We start from the raw sequence: 19,170 nt of genomic DNA, 5'->3' as shown, positions 1-19,170 counted from the left end.
ACGCCGTGCGGCGCGCCTATGCGAGCGCGGCCACAGTCGGTTCCTCAGCGAGCGCGCCGCTGCCCTCTATGAGGGAAACGGCTTCGTGCGGCTGCCGGACTCCCTCCGGCTGGTCCTACCGATGCACGCAATCCAGCAACTGGTGGAGCCATGATCGACGCAGCACCTACATCGCCTAACGTCAGGCGCTCTGTCGCTCGGGCGGCCAAAGCCGGGCGACAATGCCGCAAAATCGCGTCACCGCATCCCTTGTTGCGCCGCTTCGCCAAAACAGAACCGAAAAATGGGCGACTTTTGTGTGCACCGAGCGTGCACGTCGCCCTCTAAACACTGGCTTCCTGTCCTGTTGCCAACCCATCACTGGATACCTCAGAGCACGCTGGATGATCCAAACGCTAATTCCGCAGCGTCATGGTCGGCCTTCAAAGCCCTTGGCCGGGAAGTTGGTACGCATAGTCGGAATCAAGCAACACCCTTCCGAACTGGATTTTGAAGCCGCGGATAAGCGGCTATGATGAGCGTGCCGAATGCAAGTAAGGTCGAGGAGGCCTCGAACAATCGGCATTAGAGGAGATTACGTCGATGACGAACGTTCGCGCCCTTGTCCTTGAACGCCAGCACGAACTCAAGCTGCGCGACATCGACTTGCCGCAGACGGTTGGCCCGGGCGAAGTGCGCATCAAGATCCATACGGTGGGCATCTGCGGTTCCGACGTGCATTACTACACGCATGGCCGCATCGGCCCGTTCGTGGTCGAGGCGCCGATGGTCTTGGGTCACGAAGCCGCTGGCACCGTCGTCGAAACAGGCGAAGGCGTCGAGCATCTGAAGGTCGGCGACCGCGTCTGTATGGAGCCGGGCATCCCCGACCCGAATTCGCGAGCGAGCCGGCTCGGCCTCTACAACATCGACCCGGCTGTCAATTTCTGGGCAACGCCGCCGATCCACGGCGTGTTGACACCCTATGTCGTTCACCCCGCCAACTACACTTTTAAACTGCCCGATAATGTCAGCTTCGCCGAAGGCGCCATGGTGGAGCCTTTCGCTGTCGGGTTGCAGGCGGCTGCCAAAGCAAAGATCGCGCCGGGCGACACGGCGGTGGTGATTGGCGCAGGGCCGATCGGCACGATGGTGGCGATCGCTGCGCTCGCCGGCGGCTGTGCCCGCGCCATTGTTGCAGATCTCGCCCAACCCAAGCTCGACATCGCCGGCGGCTATCAAGGTGTGATCCCGGTCAACATCCGCGACAAGAGCCTGGCGGCGGAGGTAAAGCGCCTGACCGACGGCTGGGGCGCCGACGTCGTCTTCGAATGCTCGGGCTCGTCCAAGGCATGGGAGACCCTGCTCGATCTGCCGCGGCCCGGTGGCGCGGCGGTGGTGGTCGGCCTGCCCGTGGCGCCTGTGGCGCTCGACATTGCCACGGCCTCGACCAAGGAAGTCCGTATCGAGACCGTTTTCCGCTATGCCCACCAATATGAGCGGGCAATCGCGCTGATGGGGTCGGGCCGGGTCGACCTGAAGCCACTCATTTCGGCGACCTTCCCCTTCGAAGATTCCATCACCGCCTTCGACCGCGCAGTGGAAGCCCGGCCGGCGGACGTAAAGCTTCAGATCCGATTGCCGGATTAAGGGGACGCTGTTTTCTACAGCTCGCCGACTAGGAAGCGATCCATAACGGCAGCCATGACAGCCGCGGCTGGTTCGCCAACCCATATGTCTCGTATCATCTCGTATGGTCCGGCGAACCCTAGGATAAAACCCAGAAACGACTTCGTCGCACCTTGCGCTCCTCCAGGCCCCGGGGCAGGAGTTCGAATCTGTTCGGGCGCGCCACCTTCTCGGCCACCATCCTCCGGTCCATCGCCCGCGCGGTCATTTGGTCCCGATGCCAATATTGACGGGGTTTCTCAGAATGGCCGAAGCGTCATCGCCGGCCCGTTCGCGCACCATGCGATCGAGTGTCTGGCGAATGACCGCGCGCTCGCCTTCGCTCAACGCGAGGCTGCCAAGCACTTCCTCGACAATCGGATTGCTCCATACGATCCAATCCCATAGCTCAGCACCTGACTTGAACGCCGTGCTCTCGGTGATCATCTCGACATTGACGCCGTTCAGTCCAGCCTTTGCCAGTTCGCGGGCAAGCCGCTCCGGATCGCTGAGCTGAAACGGCAGTGGCGGCGGATCCATTGGCGGACCACTAAACTCCGGGCGTACCGATTGAACGGCCCCAACCAAGAAAGTGAGGAAGTCAATTCGATGCGGGTCGCCATAGGCAATGACCAGCACCCGCCCTCCAGGTTTGACAACCCGCGTCATCTCCCGAATGCCCATCGGCATGTCGGGAAAGAGCATGACCCCAAACTGAGATCCCGCCACGTCGAAGCTGTCGTCGACAGAGGCAAGCGCATGCCCGTCCATCACGCGGGCGTCAATTTCCAGGCTTTCGCGGCTGGCGCGCTCTCGCAGCAGGCGGAGCATGACGGGCGACTGGTCGACGGCGACTACCTCGGCACCGATCCGAGCTGCCGGGATACTGAGCGCGCCGCTGCCGGATGCAATGTCAAGAAGGCACATACCTGGGCGGAGCCCTGCCCTGGCCAGACTCTCATTGCCAAGCCACATCTGTGTTTCGGTATTCGTCCGATCGTAACCCGAGGCAATTCGGTCCCAAGCCTCACGTGTGTCCGGCAGCGCCTGAGGAGTCGCGGATCCGGCTGCGGCAAGCGCAGCCCGCAGCACCTTTACAAATTCGGCAGGCTGCTCGATCGGCGGATCATCGGCGGCGCCGTCGATAATGTGGAGCGGCCACCCATATCGGACGCTCGCCGCTTCCGCTACAGGCAATGGGGTGGCAAGATCGTGCCGCCCCCAGATCAGGAAGGTCGGGATTCTGATGCGCGTTAGTTCCTCTGATGGGATTGCGGGAAATCCGAACTGCTCCATCAGACCTTGCTGGGTCGGCTTCAACGCCGGCGCCTGCGCGCGATCGAGATTGTAGGCTCGCAGCCGCTCCCAGTTCTCGCCCATATGATCACGCACCGTGTCGAGGTCGAAGGCGCATTGCTGCCAGAGGCGGTCATGGCTTTCCGGACTTGGCTCCGTGATGAACGCGGCGAGGGCCGCACCGAATTCAGGCGCCGGCTGAAACGGCGCAAGGCCGAGCGCGTCCGACAGCACCAAGCAGCGGAGCTGGCTACCGTGCTTGGCGGCAAAGCGAGCAGCAATTGCGGCGCCGAGAATTTGGCCGACAAGAATGGGCGGTGTTGGGCAGGTGCGTTCGATGAGTTCGCCAAGCCACGCGAGAACACGATCGGGATGAATCGGACCCTCGACGGTCCCCGACGTGCCGTGGCCCGGCAGATCGGGCGCGATTACGTGATGCGTTCTCACAAGCTCCGGAAGAATTCTCAGCCACTTTGCTGCATGTTCTCCTGGGCCATGCAACAGCACGATCGGTGATCCCGCGCCCCCGTCCAGTAGCACGGTCGAGATGCCGGCCAATTCGAGCCGCCGTTCGGCGATCGACAGCCCGGTGAGCAGGCGCTTGCGCGCAGCTTCTCCGGATATGCGGTTCGATTCAATTGCCGCCGGGGTGGCGGTGTAGTCTTCAACGTGAGTCATCATGGCCTCCCTCATGTTGATAGGGCGATTTCGTCTTGCACATGCCGCCTGGCCTCTTGGGTTGCTCACGTGCTAGAGCGCGAGCTGCGAGCGGTTGACACGCTGATCTCGGTTCGCGCGAGCCCCAATCCGAACCACAACGTCCAAAGGGCCATCACGAAAGACGAAGCAACCCAGACGAGGCTGCCCAGCCAGATGCCGAACCACATGCCCAACGGCCAGCCGGCAAAGGCAGCAAGCCCAGCCACAACTCCGACCAGTGACGCCCAGGACGGCGTTATCTGTTGCCGGCTCAGCGCCTCATTGCCGGCGATCACGACAACCGCCAGACACAGGAACATGAATCCGTTGGCCTTGCCTTCGGCGAACGCCCACCAGGCCGTGAAGCGCGCCATATCGTTGGCGGCGGCGGCATCGGCGACGGTGGTGGCCTCGGCCACGGCGGTGGTCATCGTCCAGAGGGCGCCGACCGGCACCACCGCCCAGGCGGATAGGGTCCACCAGTGTTCGGTCAGGCGAGAGCCCGCGGTCAACACGATCAGGCTCGCGACGACGAACAGCGACAGTGCTGCCGCGGCGGCCCAATGCACGACCACCCACAGGGTGACGTTGTTGGCGATGATGTGCATTTGAAGGGCGAGGTCGGGATGAATCGGCCCGTGACCGACCAGGACGAAACCTAAGAGTACAGAAGCAATCGCAAGCCAGGCGCCCGCGACCCGCATCCTGGTATCGGTACGTGACATCGCTTCCTCCTTTCATTGTGGCCGGATGTTTGCAGCGCGATCACCGAGTCCGTCCTGCAGTCTGCAGGCGAGTTGCGCCGAGGCGCCGCGCATCCATAGCCGACAGGTGCAAGCTTAGGCCGGAAGGGAAGGCGGCGCTTCGGGCGAACTACCCAATCGGCGCCGAGATGCATGGGTGATTCCACCCATTGCCGGGCACGCTCAGACTAGGCGGTGCTCGTAGGCCCAAGCGGTGGCGGCGGTGCGAGTGGGGACGTCGAGCTTGTTGAAGATATTGCTTGCGTGCCTGTCCACTGTCTTTCCGCTCAAATGCAGTTCGTTGGCGATTTCCTTGTTGGTTTTGCCAGAAGCGATCAGGCGGAGGACTTGCAACTCGCGGGCAGAGAGACCGCTGGCTTCCTCCGACCGCATGTCAAGCAGAGCATCGATGCGAGAAACGTCGGGCGTGGCACCAAGCTGCTGAAATACTGTCCGTGCTGCCTGCAGCTCCAGTGTCGCGCCGTCTTCGTCACCGAGGGCGCGGCATGCCAGGCCCATGATGACCCGTACGCGCGCTGCTTCGTATGGCGCGTCGACTTGCTGCCACTCCTCTATTGCCCGGCGCAGACAAATCGCCGCGGCCTGCGCTTCGCCTTCTGCCAGTTCCACCGCTCCCCGCGCGTGGGCGGCAAGGGCGCGCAACGGTTCGGTCCCGTAGCTTTCTGCAACGTCCGCCAGTTCGTGGCAGGCACGCCGTGCTTCCTCGATGTCGTCAGCCGCCAGCATGATCTCGACGTGAGCTGGCAGCAGCCGAATGCGCTTCACTTGGTCGGTCGTCGCGGCCATGACGCGCCGGGTTGCGGCCACAGCCGCATCGATGTGCCTTTCGGCCAACCGCAGCAGGGCAAGGCCCGGCTGCGGTTCGAAGCCATATTGGCTTGCACTCCGATATGCCTGTTCGGCCGCTTCAAAGTCTCCACGGAGGCGGTGTACTTCCGCCAACTGGTACCACGCCCCAGCCGTATCTTTTCGATTATTTGACTGCGTCAAACGCTCCACGGCATGCTGCGCTTCGTCGATTGCGTCCTGCCATGCGCCGCTGAGCCGTTTAATTTCAGCGCGATGCATCAGGCAGGTGCCGCTAAAACTGATCAGCTGGGGCTGTTCCGAGCACCATCGCCCCAGAGCGGAAGTCCATTCGCGTGCGCGACCCAGAGCATGGACTTGCTGACACGCTTCGATCACGCTGCAGTAGATCAGGCCGGTAAGCAGCGGCGACAATTCGCCGGCCGTGACCGAAACCATCGCCTCATCGAGAAGCGCGAAACCTTCTGTGGTCCGCCGCTGACGTAACAGAACACGGCCCTGCAGGTGCCGCGCACAGGCAACGAGATCCGCATCCGCAAAGCGCTCGCCAATCTCGACTGCGCCGCTGGCCGCAGCGTAGGCTGCCTCAAGGTTGCCCGCAGCAAGATTCTGTTCGACGTGGGGCAGCATCAGGTAACCCTGTTCGACACAATCATGTGGCTCGCGTTCGAGCAGTCGATGGGCCCGTCCAAACCAGCCGGTCGCCGGAGCCATCTCCCCACGAAAGACAAGACGCAGGCCCAGCCAGAAGGCGCAGCGGGCGGCGCGATGGTATTCGCCAGCGTCGAGATATGCATGATGGGTTCGCTCCAAGGCCCGCAGGTACTCCTCGTCGCGCCCGGTCAAATAGGCCGACATCGCCAGCCGTTCGAGATCATCCACAGCAAGCGGAGCCGTCTCATCGGCGTGCGAGAGGAACCTATAGGCGTCGCCCCACGCCCTTTCTTCGTAAGCCTCACGACCGTGAGCGAGCTGATCCGTCTCTTCCAGGGAGCCGCTGTTGCATTGCTGTCGATCTGAGCTGCCCATCCCATTGGCTCCGCAGACGAACAGAAATCCTAGCCATCAATGGCTACTTTCCGAGGCGGAGTATAGCATGCTCGAAAATGAATGAACGGAATGCACTTAAGCGCTCCGAATGAGAGCGTTCCGGACGACAGCAAACGGGTCGGATCGCGACGCTCATCGCACAAGATGCAAATGTCGTCTCATGACGCGACCAAGCCGTCCGACGACCTGCCGCGCAACGGGCCGACCTTATCCTCCCTCCTGAGCTTGCCATCTGCGGCCGGTGATCTGGCGCGATCTCTGCAGCAAGTGCTCGCTATATTATCGGAGTAGGCTAGGCGCAACCAAAAGCTGCTACTTGCGAAACCTCGACGAGTGGTAGACCACCATCTCCTCACCCGCCTCTTCCGATTGTCAGTAGCCCACAACAAGTCAATGAAATCAAAAGCGATGCGTGCAGGTTCGCCATCTTGGACTTGGCTAACCGAGGGCACAAATAACCTCTAACACGTTGATAAATAACGACAATGGTGGGCCCGGAGCGACGTGGTCTTTTCAACAAAAACAACTACTTAGCGGGTGGTTAGCCCAACCATATCCTTCGTATGTTCTCGCATTTGGTGGCGAAACTAGTGACGACAACTCCGAATGAGGACCGGCTCAACAACAATGGAGAGAGGCCTAAGTCCGGCGGCTCAGTGTCAGAGGCGCGGACGAAACGTTCCAAGGAATGCCGAAACCATGTCCTGCTCGCCGGCGCATTGCCGGCTTATCGGGTATATTGGCTATGCTGACTTCCACTGTTTCCATTGTGAAGAGTTGTTAGAATCCCTTACGGCAAAGGTTTTCAAGATCGGCTTTTGCCATTCCCTCGATGCCGACCGCAGGAAGAATATCATTATCTGCCTTGAGATCGCGACCACAAGCTGCCGATAATATCGAAACTCCGGACTCGTGGAGTATCGCCGGTTTCCCCGTTAGCTTCCCCAGTAGTACGGTCGGCAGCAGTCCGAACGGAACATCCTCTAGAATATAGCGGCTTTCGATGGTTGTTGGGCCAAAGCCGCCACGGCCTTGGCGCTCCATCTCCTGGTTCATCTCCGAAACGGTTCCCATCGGAACATGGAACGACAGTGAAAAATGCTCTCTGACGGTGCGAACGGCGATGCTGAAATGGGCCGCGATGGCCAGCCGTTCGGCATCCAGAGCCTCGATAAGACGGCCGACGGCGGGAGTGACGTTTCCCCCCTGGCTCCATTGCTCGGCCTTCTCCATGCGTGTCAGGTTAAGAAGCGCAATACCTAGATGGTTTTGCGGGTTGAGGTTGCTGAGCGCGATCGCAAGCATCCCGTCGCGCTGGACGAAACGATCGCCGAACAAGGTCGTGCAAAGTTCGTGTCCTTGATCCTGGTAACTGAAAGGCAGCGTCGCCACGTCAAGCTTCTGGCGAATGGTGGTGACATGGACTTCGGTTGGTCCGAGCTGGCGGCCAGTCAATAGTGTTGTGCCCCAAACGACGATCGGCAACGAGACCTTGCGTTCGGCCAACCGCTTGGAGAGATAAAGCGCCGAGAACGAACAATGCGAACTGATGATGACCGGGATTCCATCAATCAGATGGGGGGCGGCGGCATCCATCACCATCTTGTGGCCGTAGGCCGGAAGCGCAATCACCACCACGTCCGCGTTGGCGACGGCATCCGTGCAATCCTTGGCAATGCGCACCGGCACCGTCGCGTCTATATCCCCTGTGGCTTTCAATAATTCACCCGCAGCCAACGCCCTGGTGCGCTGTCCCGACGGTGACCAAAGCGTTGGCGAATGTCCCGATCCTGCCAAATACGCGGCAAGGCCATAAGCAATTGCTCCGGCGCCCAGAATACTCACGCGCATAATATTCCTCCTGTTGCTGGCTTTGTGGTTCGAGAATCCTTGCCGTCGTCACACATGAAAGTTTTCATCAGGAGGTTCCGCAAGCCGGAGTCGCGTCTGCCGTCCTCGTCCGCCTCCGCCAGGGATTCCGGCTCTGAAGCCGGCCAAATGCACAAAGCCGCAACGAACATTAGTTTCCGCTTGACATATATCAAAAACGAATGAGACGATGTCAATCATACGGATTGCGCATGAAGGAGACCATGGAAACCCGGGACCTTCAGACTTTTCTTGCGGTTGCCGCCAGCGGCAGCATCACCAAGGCGGCTGACATGCTCGGGCGCTCCCAACCTGCGGTGACACGCACGATTCAGGATCTCGAGGCCGAGCTTGGCTTCGAATTGCTGCACCGGATCGGCCGACGGGTGCAGTTGTCTGAAGAGGGAGTCGCCTTTGAAGAGGAAGCGCGGCGCCTGCTGATGTCCTTCACCGAACTCGCAGCGCGAGCCAAAATGATCGCCGCCGGCAGGGGACGGATCCTGCAGATTGTCACAACATCTGCGATCGGGACCGGCTTGATCCCGACGGCCCTGGCCGAGCTCCAAGGTGCCGAGCTTCCACACGAGACGCATCTCGGGCAATTTCTTCCTTCGATCGTAGCCCAGGAGGTGCGCAGCGGACGCGCCGAGATCGGGTTTTCAAGCCTGCCGCTCGATACGCCCGGACTGGATGTTCTACGGCTGTACTCGGCGCCTGACGTCGCTGCCGTGCGGGAGGACGATCCGCTGGCTGAACTTGATGTCGTGCCGCTTTCGGGTTTTGCCGGCCGCCGCGTCGCCACGCTGCTCAATCCACTGCGTTTTCAGTTGCACGTCGCCAAAGCGCTGGCGGCTCGCGGCATCGACACCGGCCCAGTGATCCGGACCAATACTGCCTATGGCGCGTTGCAGATCGTGCGTCAGACTGGGGTCGCGGCTGTCATCGATCCCCTCACGGCATACGGCGTGCCCCTGCCCGGTGTCGTCATTCGCCCTCTCGACGTAACCGTTCTCTTTTATTGGGGTGTTGTGGCTGCCGCAAACCGTCCCCTTCGTCCAGTTGCGCAGGCGCTGATGGATGCGGTCGAAGCGGTGGCTGAACGGTCGATCGCCGGTTTCAGGAAACTCGATCCAGCTTTGGCCGGCCAATTGGTCACCGATCCCGCCTCGGGCACAAATAACGGGACGGGAATATGAAGCATATTCCCACCCCGGCAGCATCGAGCGGCCTTGCCGCGCTGGAAGCCCAGCTCGCGCAGGACCTCGACTTTCTCGAGCTGCCCGCCAAGCCTTGGGTCCCCAAGCGCACGCACGATAGCGCCCCGGTCCGTGACGTCGTTGTCATTGGCGCCGGCATGTGCGGACTTGCTGCTACGGCAAAGCTGGTGCTGACCGGGATAACCAATGTCGTTGCCTACGATGCGGCTCCGGCCGGGCTCGAAGGACCATGGGTAACTTTTGCGCGTATGCAGACGCTGCGCTCGCCGAAAACCCTCCACGGTCCGTCGCTCGGGCTGCCGCAGCTCACGTTCCGCGCCTGGTTTACGGCACAATGGGGACCTGAGGCCTGGCAGTCGCTGGACAAAATCCCCAAGGGCCAGTGGATGGACTACCTGGTCTGGTACCGGAAGGTTCTTGGTCTGCCGGTGCGCAACAGCGTGCGCATGACCGGCGTCGCAGCCGTTGGTGATCTGATTGCAATCGATATCGAGGGCGCGGAAGCCGGCCGGGTTCTCACCCGTCGCCTCGTTCTGGCCACCGGTCGGTCCGGTCTCGGCGGTTTTGCCGTGCCCGATTTCCTCAGGGGCATCGATCGCGCCTATTGGGCCCATTCTGCCGACGACATCGATTTCGGTGCGCTGAAAGGTAAGCGTGTCGCGGTCATCGGCGCTGGTGCCTCGTCCATGGACAATGCAGCAACGGCGCTCGAGGCTGGCGCCGGCTCGGTGGACATGTTGATCCGCCGCAAGGAAATGCCACGCATCAACAAGCTGACCGGCATAGGCAGCCAGGGCGTTGTACATGGCATTTATCACCTGCCCGATGCCTGGAAGTGGAAATTCTTCGACTATACCGCCTCGACCCAAACACCGCCGCCGCGTTCATCGACGCTTCGGGTGTCTCGTCGTGCGAATGCCCGGTTCTTTCTCGACTGCGGCATAGTCGCGGTAAAGGAAGATGCCGAAGGCCTTCTGGTCGAAACCACACAAGGGCCGATGCGCTACGATTTCATGATCGCGGCAACCGGCTTTTCCAACGACTTCAGCGACCGCCCGGAATTTGCAGCACTCGCCCCATACATCCGCACCTGGTCGGATGGTCGATATTCGCCGGATATGGGACCGCCGCGTACAGGCATGTCGGAGGCACCAGATCTCGGTCCCGCGTTCGAGTTTAGGGAACGCTTTCCCGGTTCCTGCCCGATGCTGGCGCATATCCACTGCTTCAATGACGCCGCCATGCTGACGCACGGCAAGGTCTCCGGCGACATCCCGGCCGTCAGTGCCGGCGCCGACCGTCTGGTCCGCGGCATTACCGCATCGCTTTTTGCCGAAGACGTCGAAACCCACTTCGCCAATCTCATTGCCTACGACACCCCGGAACTGCTGGGCGACGAGTGGGTGGATTCAACACCCTTGCTACAGAAGGAGGCCGCGCTGTGATCGACGCGATGGACAAGGCCGCCGGTATTTCGCCGAACGATGCACTTTTCGCTGCGCGGCGGTTTCGGCCCGAATTTGTGCAAGGGGCGGAGGAATGTCGCCTCTCCGTCCTGCAGCCGGCAAACGATCAGGGGCTGGCGTCGAATTTGAGGGTTGCTCTGGCCCGTCGCATGGCCGCTCTGAATGCCGATCCCGTCCTGATGGCCGAATATGATGTGCAACTGGCCCAACTTGGTCCGACAGAGCAGCTCAGGGCATTGGCTCGGGGCGAAACGGATCTCGATGAGCCATTGGCGACCATCGCCCGTCACGTCGACCTGATCACGCTGATGCCGAAAAAGGCGGAGGCGAGCCACATCGCCCTCCTCGCTGCGGCCGGACTGAACAATCCTCAGATCGTCGCACTCTCCGAACTGATTGCGTTCGTCAATTTTCAGACCCGAGTGGCGACCGGTCTGCGATTGTTGAGGTTGGCATGATTTCCTCTGTTCGCCTGAAGCCGCTCAATTGGCATCCCCACATCGCACCGGTCGAGCTCTCCGAGGCCACGCCGGAACAGCTCGAAGCGATGAAGGTCACGCCATCGGCCAAGAAAGTTTCGGAGTATGTGCGCACCCTTGTGCATGATCCCGAGAGCTATCTTGCCCGCACCGTCTTGTTCAACGCGATCATGTATGTCGAAGGCGGGCTTGCCCGTCCCGACCGCGAACTTGGCGCATTGGGTGCCTCGATCGTCAATGGCTGCAAATTCTGCGCCGTTGTTCACGCCCGCCGCCATGCAGAGCTGACCAAGAGCGATGATGTGGTCACCGCGCTTTATCTCGACAAACCCGAGGCGCTCGGGCCGCGCGATGCGGCAATCTACAGCTTTGCCCGCCGTCTGTCGGCGGCGCCGTCGGAAGCAACGGTAGACGACATCGCCTCGCTGCGTGCCGTCGGCATGAATGATGCCGAGATCATCGACCTTGTCCACGCCATAGCGATCTTCGGCTGGGCAAACAGGCTGATGCACGTTCTCGGCCACGCGGAGAGCGGATGATGACGCCGCATACGGTCAAAGCAGTCCGTCCCCCACTCTGAAGGACCAACCAGAAATGCTTGAACTCAAAGATGTAAAGCTGTCTTACGGAAGCACGCAGGTCCTGAACGGCGTCAATCTCTCGGTAAAGCGGGGTGACGTGGTGTCGATCATCGGCCCCAGCGGCACCGGCAAGACCACGCTGCTGAAATGCATCAACTACCTGGCCAAGCCGTCGTCAGGAACCATCGCGTTCGACCAGATTCGGATGGACTACCAGCGCGCCGACAAGACCGCTGTCCAGGCGATCCGGCTTCGCACAGCGATGGTCTTTCAGCAGTTCAATGTCTTCAAGAACATGACCGTCCTCCAGAACGTGATGGATCCGCTGGTCGTCGTGCAGCGCAAGTCAACGGACGAGGCGCGTGAAATCGCGCTGCGAGAGCTTGACCGGGTCGGTCTCTCAGCGAAGCGGGACAGCTATCCGTCCCAGCTGTCGGGCGGCCAGCTCCAGCGCACCGGCATCGCGCGTGCGCTGGCGGTTCGTCCCAACGTGATGCTCTTCGATGAGCCTACGTCATCGCTGGATCCTGAACTCGTCGGTGAAGTTCTGAAGGTGATCAAGGATGTCACGTCGTCAGGGATCACTTCGCTGCTTGTGACCCACGAGATGCAATTCGCAAAGAACATCTCGAACCGGATCGTCTTCATGGATCGTGGCGTGGTTGCCGCCGATGGCAGTCCAGCTGAGATCTTCGATGCACCATCCAGCCCACGACTTGCTCAATTCCTGCAGTCAGAACTCGCTTTTCAATAGCTCAACAAGAAGGGAACCTAAGAAATGTCTGCAATCACATCCAGTTTTTCCCGTCGCGCTGCCCTGGCTGTTGCCGGCGGCATCGCAATTGCTCTTGCAACCGCGGGGATCAGCAATGGTCAGACCGTTCGCACGATCAAGATCGCGACGTCTGCCGAATCCAAGCCGCTGGCATGGGGCGCGATCGGCGTAGAGCCGCAAGGCTATGAACCCGATCTTCTGAGAGCGATCAACGCAAAGCTGCCGCAGTATAAGTTCGAAATGGAAGGTGTTTCGGATATCGCGCAGGAAACCGGCCTCGCCACGGGCAAGTACGACATCGCCGTCGGTGGCTACTACAAATCCCCTGAGCGCGCCAAGCAGTTCTTCATTCCGGAAAACCCCATGGGCGCCAGCCTGATGAAGATCTACAGCAAAAAAGGCAGCGGCATCAAGGAAATGAAGGACCTGGTCGGCAAGAGGATCGTTCCGACCACGGCCGGCGGCGGCACCTACAAGTTCATCATGAACTGGCAAAAAGAAAATCCACAATACAAGCTTGATGTTACGGCATCGAGCGCCGGTATTCCCTATCCCAACCGACTGGACGAAGTTCAGAACGGCAAATTCGACGCGCTTGTTCTGCCTTCGAATCTCGGTGAGCAGACCGTCATCGAGGAAAAGAAGCTCGATATCGTGGCGTCCGATCCGGTCTTCAGCAACAACACCTACATGCTGATTCATAGGTCGGACGAAAACAAGGTTTTAGCCGACGATGTGAACAAGGTTCTCAAGGAATTAAAAGACGATGGCACGATCGAAAAGCTCTCGCAGAAATGGTTCGGCGAGGACATCGTCAAATACATGAAGTAACAGGACCTTTTCCCAACCATGTAGCGATAGCCAGCGGTAAGGCTGAATTGCAAGAAGGAGCGTTTCAAAGTGGATGTTTCTGCTATGATTCCCGAGTTGCTCTCGGCGTTGCCGCTGACTCTCGCCATCACCGTTACGGCCATGGTCGTCGGCTTTTGCTTGGCTCTCGTCGCGACAACACTCCGAGTTCAGAGGATACCGGTGATCAGTCACCTGACTGACCTCTACGTGTCCTATGCCCGGAGTGTTCCCGTCGTCCTGCAGTTATTCGTCGCGTTCTACGGGCTGCCCTTGTTGGTGATCCTGTTCGGCGCCGAGGATTTTATTTCTGCAACGATCGCTGCGATGGTGGGGCTGAGCCTCTATCATGGAGGGTATCTGTCGGAAGTCATGCGACCTGCATACCTGGCCGTCGATCGCGGCCAGCATGATGCGGCCGACAGTCTGGGATATACCTTCCGACAGAAGATCACCCGCGTAGTCGGCCCGCAAGCGGTGCACTTCGCATTGCCGGGCTATGGAAACGCCATCATCTACCTGATCCATAACGTTGCGCTGGTCATGTACATCGGGGCAGCGGATGTGATGGCGACCGCGCACTTGATCATGGAGCGCGACTATAACCAGTACCAGTTCGAAACGTACCTCGTGCTGGCGGTTATCTATTCGCTGATGTGCCTCGTCGCGTGGCTCATCGTGCGCTTCTTCGAGCTTCGCTCGCCAATGCAAGCGCCAGAGGCGACGACAACAGCTCAGATCAAGAACGCGGCCGTCGCGAGCGTGTGACGTAAGGGGTAATCCGACCATGTTTGATACCGATATTCTGCTCCAGGACTCGCAGGAAATTCTGGGCGCCGTACCCGTGACGCTCGGCATGGCTTTCACGATTTTCATCCTGTCCACGATCGTCGGCAGCCTTTTTGCGCTCGTCGAACATAGGCGGATCCCCGTGCTGCGACAGCTCATCATGGCCTATAAGGTCGTCTTCAAAGGCGTTCCGATGGTGATCGTGATTTTCCTCGCCTATTTCGGTCTGCCCCCGGCATTCCAGTTCCTGCTCTCGTTGCTCGCGATCAACTTCAACGCCCACGAAACGCCCAACTGGGTAATCCTTGTCATTGCAGTCACCGGCTGCGTTGCGGCGTTCCAAGCGGAAATCATCAAAGGAGCCCTGAACGCCTTCGACACCGGTCAGTCGGACGCCGCCCATTCGCTCGGCTATACAAGCGGCCAACTGTTCCGACGTATCCTATTTCCCCAGGTGGCCCTCACCGCAATTCCCGACCTGACAACCTCGATGATGGTCATCATGAAGGCGCTTTCCCTCGGGTTCGCCATCGAGGTTGTCGATATCTTCGCCCAGTCCCAATTGACCGCCGCGCTGAACTACTACTACCTAGAAGCCTTCGTGGTTGCCGTCGTGATCTACATGGTGATTGCCTATATCGTCACCCAGATTGCCGACAGGCTGGAGCAGGCGCTGAGGGTGCGGACGTGATAAGGATGCGGGATAGAATCGCCAAGCTTCGGATATCGAGCCGCACCTGGGAGACAATTCTTTCGGAGATGAAAAGCTTGAGGAGAAACCCGAGTAGCCGATGTATGTACAGATGATTTTGGTGCGATTTGATTGACCGCATTGTTTGCGCTGCTGGCTGGCTTCATGCCGACTGGAGCCACTGATCGCCCCGACGCAACGTTGCGCATGTACCGACGATAGCGGCAACCCGTAGGAAGATCAGCTTCTCCTCAACTGAAACGCGCGTTCGATTCCGTTTATGTCTCCCATTTGCGCAGCAAATCGACCGGCGGTCCTCGGAAGCCCACCATAAATCAACAATATCAATGCGCTACTCGAAGGTTCGCCAGCTATGACTTGGCTAACTGAGCCAAAATATAGCGCTAAACCATTGATAAATAGCGACAATGACGGACCCGGAGGGAGTCCAAAAAGCCCCGGCGTGTCCTCCCAATCTCCTGGACGCGTTCCGTAGCTTCTTGGGCCGCCAAGTTGGCGGCGGCCCTCGCGCTTTTGATGCTGATACACGGCATTGCCAGCGGCGTTCCCTACAAACGGAACTCCATATCCGGCGATGACGGCGTCCCGTGGGACCGCGAGCAAATCCCTTGAGCGCTGATGGAACCGACACTTGACAAATTGGCGGTCGTCCGACACTTTCTTAACAAAAGGCACAACAAACTTACAAAAGTTCAAGTTGGCACAATCTGGCCGATAGGGAGAAGGCCGATGCATCTCGGTCACCGAGCGGAGACTTGCGCGTGAGCAGCGCAGCCCTCACGCGGCCGACCTCCAGGTGGGCGCTACCCCGGTTCATGACGGCCGAGCATCCTTTCCCCTGGCTCGCGCCGATCACGGTGATGCTTCTCGTTTTCGGCATCTATCCCCTCGCCTATTCGGTCTGGCTGTCGTTTCACAAACGCAATGTCGTTTCCCGGCAGCTCGACTTTGCCGGGCTCCACCAATGGACGCGCGCATTCTCGGACGCGCGTATGTGGCATTCGCTGGAAACCACGCTGATCTACACCTTCGTCGCGCTTGCAGTTCAGCTTGCGCTCGGCATCCTCATCGCGCTTCTGCTTGACACCGATCGCAAAGGTTACGGGGTGCTGCGGGCGCTGATGACACTGCCGCTGGTGGTGCCGCCTGCGGTGACCGGAATGATGTTCCTGCTGATGCAGGACGGCTCTTTCGGCGTCCTGTCGTTCTACCTCTATGCCGTCGACCTGATCTCGCCGGCGCAGCCGATCCTGACGCAGCCCGGAACCGCATTGGCGGCGATCCTGCTGGCAGACATATGGCAATGGACGCCGTTCATGGTGCTCATCATCCTGGCAGGGCTCAGGGCGCTGCCGAAGGAACCTTTCGAAGCCGCGGCGATCGACGGCGCCAGCGGCATCCAGACGTTCTTGCGGCTCACATTGCCGATGCTGCGCAAGGTGATAGCGGTCGCGGTGCTGATCCGCGGCGTCGATCTCTTTCGCATCTACGACTACGTCTACATCATCACCGCCGGCGGGCCTGGCACGGCCACCGAGACGCTTTCATTCTACGCTGGCCGTATCTACTTCACCGGAGACTTTCCCTATGCCGCGACCCTGTCGCTGATCGTGCTCGTCGTCTTGATCGTCGTGTCGAACCTGTTCGTCAGGCTGTTCAAGGTGAGGTTCTGATGGAGTCGTCGCGCGCCCAAACCATCGCCCGTGACGTGCTCGCCGTCCTGGTGGTGGCGATTTTCATGTTCCCGATCGCGTGGTGGGCGCTGTCGTCCATCAAACCCTATTCGGCGATCTTCGACCGCAGCGGACCGGTCTACGTCGATTTCACGCCGACGCCGGACAATTACCGTGTGACCTTGCTTGGCGTTTCGCGCGTCGACATCGGCATGGAACAGGGCGGCGAGGCGGCCGGGGTCATCAAGGGTGGCGCCAGCTCCTACGATTCCCGCCAGTCGCTGCTCGACAGCGCCGTCATAGCCGTCGGATCGACGGCGCTGACGCTGCTGCTGGCCACTCTGGCCGCCTATTGCCTGTCGCGAATGCAGTTCAGCGGCCAGCAGTCCTTCCTGTTCTGGATTCTCTCGCAGCGCTTCATGCCGCCAATCGCGATCGTCATTCCGATCGTTTTCATGTTCCGCGATCTCGGCTTACGCGATACTTATACGGGGCTCATCCTCGTTCACAGTTTGATCAACCTGCCGCTGGCGGTTTTGCTTTTGAAGTCGTTCTTCGACGATGTTCCGCGCGAGGTTGACGAGGCGGCGCTGATTGACGGCGCGACGCGCTGGCAGACGTTCCGACGCGTGGTCCTTCCCATGGTCAAGGGCGGCATCGCTGCGACGGCTGTGCTGTGTTTCATCTTTTCGTGGACCGAGTTCCTGCTCTCACTGTTCCTGACAACGTCGATCCGCACTGTGCCGGTGAAGATCTCCACCTTTGTCACCTCGACCGCGACCGAGTGGGGCTACATCACAGCGCTCGGCACGTCTGCGATCATACCCAGCTTCATCTTTATCCTGCTGGTTCAACGGCATCTGGTCCGCGGCCTCACCCTCGGGTCCCTGAAGGAGTGAGGCGCAGGCGAGAAGAACGACGACAAACGCAACGGAGGAACGATCATGAGCTTCAGAGAACACGACAAGAAGACATTCGTCGCCGATACCTGCAATGACTTTACGGCGCGCCGAATAACCAAACGCGACTTCATGAGGAAGATGGCGCTCGCTGGTGTCGGCTTTTCCGCCTTCGGATCGGCCATGCTAGGTGGCGGCCGCACCAATCGGGGGATGCTGGGGCTCGGGGTTGAAGAAGCCCGTGCCCAGGACGCCGATATGCTGAAGTGGCTGGCCGATGTCGGCAAACCATATGCCGGCACCAAAATCCGCTACACTTCGGAAGCGACGCCGCCAACGATCGTGGCCAACCAGCTTGTCGCGGGTGAATTCACCAAGGCAACCGGCATTGAGGTGGAAGTCGAGATCGTGCCGCTGGAGCAGGTTCTCGCCAAGGCCACGCAAGACGTGCAGGGCCAGCTTGGCACCTACGACGTCTACTATCTCGACCAGTCCTGGATGGCGACATTTGCACAGGATGTCGTCGATCCGCGCGAGTATTATGACCAGAACAAAGAACTGGCGATGCCCAACTTCGACTGGGACGATTTCTCCAAGCCGCTGGTCGACGGCATCGCCATGTACAACGGCAAACAGTGCGGAATTCCATTCGATATTCCGATCTTCATCCTGATGTACCGCAAGGATCTTTTCGACAAACACAATATTGCGCTGCCGACAGATCTCGACGCCTACCTCAAGGCCGTGCAGGCGCTCACAGAGGCAGAAAAAAGCAACGGCATCTTCGGCACAGCGTGCCAGGCGAAGTCCGGCCACTATTCGCTGGAATGCGACTGGACCTTCGCATTGTGGGGCCATGGCGGTTCGATCTTCAACAAGGACAAGAAGTTTGTCGGCAATGACGAGCGCGGCGTGGCCGGACTGCAATTCTATCAGGAGCTGGTCAAAAACTCGCCGCCCTCGGCGACGACTTGGACCTGGGACGGTCAGGGACAGGCGTTGACACAGGGTCAGGCCGCCATGGCAATCACCTGGGGCGAGGATTTCCCCGGCTTCGACGCCAACGATTCCAAGGTCAAAGGCCTGTTCGAGGCCCTGCCCGCGCCCAAGGAGGTTCCTGGCCGCCGCGCCGCCGCCGATTGCGGCTTCAACGAAATCCCGGCCGTCGGCCACCAAGGTGGCTCGACGATCTCGCTGTCGCAATATTCCAAGAACAAGGAAGCAGCATGGCTGTTCATGCAGTGGGTCTGCTCGAAGGATGTGATGGCGCGGGTATCGACGCTCGGCGGCGGCGCCTCGCCGATGCGCAATTCCTCTTTTACAGATCCTCGGGTCAAGGCGAAGGCCGTTGTCGGGCCCGGAACGACACGCCATTTCGACGCGATCAAATACACTATCGACAACCAGATGGGATCGGAGCCGGACATGCCGATCTGGGCGGATCTGTCGAACAACGACATTCCGGTTGAGCTCGGCAAATTGCTTACGGGCCAGGACTATGGCGGCGATGCCAAGGCATGCCTGGATGCCATTGCCGGCATTGTCGACGGCAAAGTCAAGGATGCCGGTCTTTAGCGGCTAGTCGGCGATTTGGGCGA

Annotated in this window: 16 protein-coding genes; 12 read left to right on the top strand and 4 right to left on the bottom strand. The window is 60.0% G+C overall.

Annotated features, from left to right (window positions below; genetic code table 11):
- Positions 1 to 582 precede the first annotated feature (582 nt).
- Positions 583 to 1,629 (top strand): NAD(P)-dependent alcohol dehydrogenase, encoded by a 1,047-nt coding sequence (locus tag NKI22_RS19890; protein ID WP_352958717.1) that lies wholly within the window; start codon positions 583 to 585, stop codon positions 1,627 to 1,629.
- Between the two features lie 243 nt (positions 1,630 to 1,872).
- On the opposite strand, the gene NKI22_RS19885 is transcribed toward NKI22_RS19890, so the two are convergent.
- From NKI22_RS19885 to NKI22_RS19870, 4 genes are all read right to left on the bottom strand, one after another.
- Complete coding sequence (locus NKI22_RS19885; protein ID WP_352958715.1) at positions 1,873 to 3,624, bottom strand: alpha/beta fold hydrolase; 1,752 nt, start codon at positions 3,622 to 3,624, stop codon at positions 1,873 to 1,875.
- Between the two features lie 62 nt (positions 3,625 to 3,686).
- The gene (locus tag NKI22_RS19880) at positions 3,687 to 4,367 is read right to left on the bottom strand and encodes a hypothetical protein (RefSeq protein ID WP_352848479.1); all 681 of its coding nucleotides are present in this window, start codon (positions 4,365 to 4,367) and stop codon (positions 3,687 to 3,689) included.
- Between the two features lie 201 nt (positions 4,368 to 4,568).
- A complete protein-coding gene (locus tag NKI22_RS19875) occupies positions 4,569 to 6,242 on the bottom strand; it encodes a LuxR C-terminal-related transcriptional regulator (protein ID WP_352484299.1) in 1,674 nt (557 codons plus the stop codon).
- 801 nt (positions 6,243 to 7,043) lie between these two features.
- A complete protein-coding gene (locus tag NKI22_RS19870; RefSeq protein ID WP_352484298.1) occupies positions 7,044 to 8,114 on the bottom strand; it encodes an NAD/NADP octopine/nopaline dehydrogenase family protein in 1,071 nt (356 codons plus the stop codon).
- Between the two features lie 230 nt (positions 8,115 to 8,344).
- Here NKI22_RS19870 and NKI22_RS19865 point away from each other — a divergent pair, with 230 nt between their 5' ends.
- The 11 genes from NKI22_RS19865 (at position 8,345) to NKI22_RS19815 (ending at position 19,147) form a co-directional block, all read left to right on the top strand.
- On the top strand, positions 8,345 to 9,328 hold the full coding sequence (locus NKI22_RS19865; protein WP_352484297.1) for a LysR family transcriptional regulator: 984 nt from the start codon (positions 8,345 to 8,347) through the stop codon (positions 9,326 to 9,328).
- Entirely contained in the window at positions 9,325 to 10,794 is a 1,470-nt protein-coding gene (locus NKI22_RS19860) for an NAD(P)-binding domain-containing protein (protein WP_352848475.1), read from the top strand. Before NKI22_RS19865 ends, NKI22_RS19860 begins: the two co-directional genes overlap by 4 nt.
- Positions 10,791 to 11,273 (top strand): CMD domain-containing protein, encoded by a 483-nt coding sequence (locus NKI22_RS19855; protein ID WP_352848472.1) that lies wholly within the window; start codon positions 10,791 to 10,793, stop codon positions 11,271 to 11,273. The genes NKI22_RS19860 and NKI22_RS19855 overlap by 4 nt, the downstream gene beginning before the upstream one ends.
- Positions 11,270 to 11,833: a peroxidase-related enzyme gene (locus NKI22_RS19850; RefSeq protein WP_352817334.1), complete on the top strand. Its 564-nt coding sequence runs from the start codon at positions 11,270 to 11,272 to the stop codon at positions 11,831 to 11,833. Before NKI22_RS19855 ends, NKI22_RS19850 begins: the two co-directional genes overlap by 4 nt.
- A 55-nt stretch (positions 11,834 to 11,888) precedes the next feature.
- Complete coding sequence (locus NKI22_RS19845) at positions 11,889 to 12,629, top strand: amino acid ABC transporter ATP-binding protein (protein WP_031212966.1); 741 nt, start codon at positions 11,889 to 11,891, stop codon at positions 12,627 to 12,629.
- Between the two features lie 24 nt (positions 12,630 to 12,653).
- Positions 12,654 to 13,481 carry a transporter substrate-binding domain-containing protein gene (locus tag NKI22_RS19840; protein WP_352484295.1) on the top strand — a complete coding sequence of 276 codons (828 nt, stop codon included), beginning with the start codon at positions 12,654 to 12,656 and terminating at the stop codon, positions 13,479 to 13,481.
- A gap of 69 nt (positions 13,482 to 13,550) precedes the next feature.
- Entirely contained in the window at positions 13,551 to 14,267 is a 717-nt protein-coding gene (locus tag NKI22_RS19835; protein WP_031194989.1) for an amino acid ABC transporter permease, read from the top strand.
- A 19-nt stretch (positions 14,268 to 14,286) separates the two neighbouring features.
- On the top strand, positions 14,287 to 14,979 hold the full coding sequence (locus tag NKI22_RS19830; protein WP_352958711.1) for an amino acid ABC transporter permease: 693 nt from the start codon (positions 14,287 to 14,289) through the stop codon (positions 14,977 to 14,979).
- Positions 14,980 to 15,761: 782 nt separating this feature from the next.
- Positions 15,762 to 16,673, top strand: coding sequence for a carbohydrate ABC transporter permease (locus NKI22_RS19825; protein ID WP_352484292.1), 912 nt, complete (start codon positions 15,762 to 15,764; stop codon positions 16,671 to 16,673).
- Positions 16,673 to 17,572 (top strand): carbohydrate ABC transporter permease, encoded by a 900-nt coding sequence (locus tag NKI22_RS19820; RefSeq protein ID WP_023722149.1) that lies wholly within the window; start codon positions 16,673 to 16,675, stop codon positions 17,570 to 17,572. The genes NKI22_RS19825 and NKI22_RS19820 overlap by 1 nt, the downstream gene beginning before the upstream one ends.
- Before the next feature lie 45 nt (positions 17,573 to 17,617).
- Positions 17,618 to 19,147 carry an ABC transporter substrate-binding protein gene (locus NKI22_RS19815; protein WP_352717637.1) on the top strand — a complete coding sequence of 510 codons (1,530 nt, stop codon included), beginning with the start codon at positions 17,618 to 17,620 and terminating at the stop codon, positions 19,145 to 19,147.
- The last annotated feature ends 23 nt before the right edge of the window (positions 19,148 to 19,170 follow it).

Origin of the sequence: Mesorhizobium sp. M0778 (genome assembly GCF_040320105.1) — a bacterium.
In the GTDB taxonomy this organism is placed as follows: Bacteria; Pseudomonadota; Alphaproteobacteria; order Rhizobiales; family Rhizobiaceae; genus Mesorhizobium.
This window is presented reverse-complemented; position numbering and strand designations above follow the sequence as displayed.

Excerpts from the sequence above, each read along its gene's own strand:
- NKI22_RS19865 (WP_352484297.1), top strand. The coding sequence starts at position 8,345 with ATGAAGGAGACCATGGAAACCCGGGACCTTCAGACTTTTCTTGCGGTT.
- NKI22_RS19870 (WP_352484298.1), bottom strand. The coding sequence starts at position 8,114 with ATGCGCGTGAGTATTCTGGGCGCCGGAGCAATTGCTTATGGCCTTGCC.
- NKI22_RS19820 (WP_023722149.1), top strand. The coding sequence starts at position 16,673 with ATGGAGTCGTCGCGCGCCCAAACCATCGCCCGTGACGTGCTCGCCGTC.
- NKI22_RS19860 (WP_352848475.1), top strand. The coding sequence starts at position 9,325 with ATGAAGCATATTCCCACCCCGGCAGCATCGAGCGGCCTTGCCGCGCTG.
- NKI22_RS19840 (WP_352484295.1), top strand. The coding sequence starts at position 12,654 with ATGTCTGCAATCACATCCAGTTTTTCCCGTCGCGCTGCCCTGGCTGTT.
- NKI22_RS19850 (WP_352817334.1), top strand. The coding sequence starts at position 11,270 with ATGATTTCCTCTGTTCGCCTGAAGCCGCTCAATTGGCATCCCCACATC.
- NKI22_RS19815 (WP_352717637.1), top strand. The coding sequence starts at position 17,618 with ATGAGCTTCAGAGAACACGACAAGAAGACATTCGTCGCCGATACCTGC.
- NKI22_RS19880 (WP_352848479.1), bottom strand. The coding sequence starts at position 4,367 with ATGTCACGTACCGATACCAGGATGCGGGTCGCGGGCGCCTGGCTTGCG.
- NKI22_RS19830 (WP_352958711.1), top strand. The coding sequence starts at position 14,287 with ATGTTTGATACCGATATTCTGCTCCAGGACTCGCAGGAAATTCTGGGC.
- NKI22_RS19890 (WP_352958717.1), top strand. The coding sequence starts at position 583 with ATGACGAACGTTCGCGCCCTTGTCCTTGAACGCCAGCACGAACTCAAG.
- NKI22_RS19845 (WP_031212966.1), top strand. The coding sequence starts at position 11,889 with ATGCTTGAACTCAAAGATGTAAAGCTGTCTTACGGAAGCACGCAGGTC.
- NKI22_RS19885 (WP_352958715.1), bottom strand. The coding sequence starts at position 3,624 with ATGATGACTCACGTTGAAGACTACACCGCCACCCCGGCGGCAATTGAA.
- NKI22_RS19875 (WP_352484299.1), bottom strand. The coding sequence starts at position 6,242 with ATGGGCAGCTCAGATCGACAGCAATGCAACAGCGGCTCCCTGGAAGAG.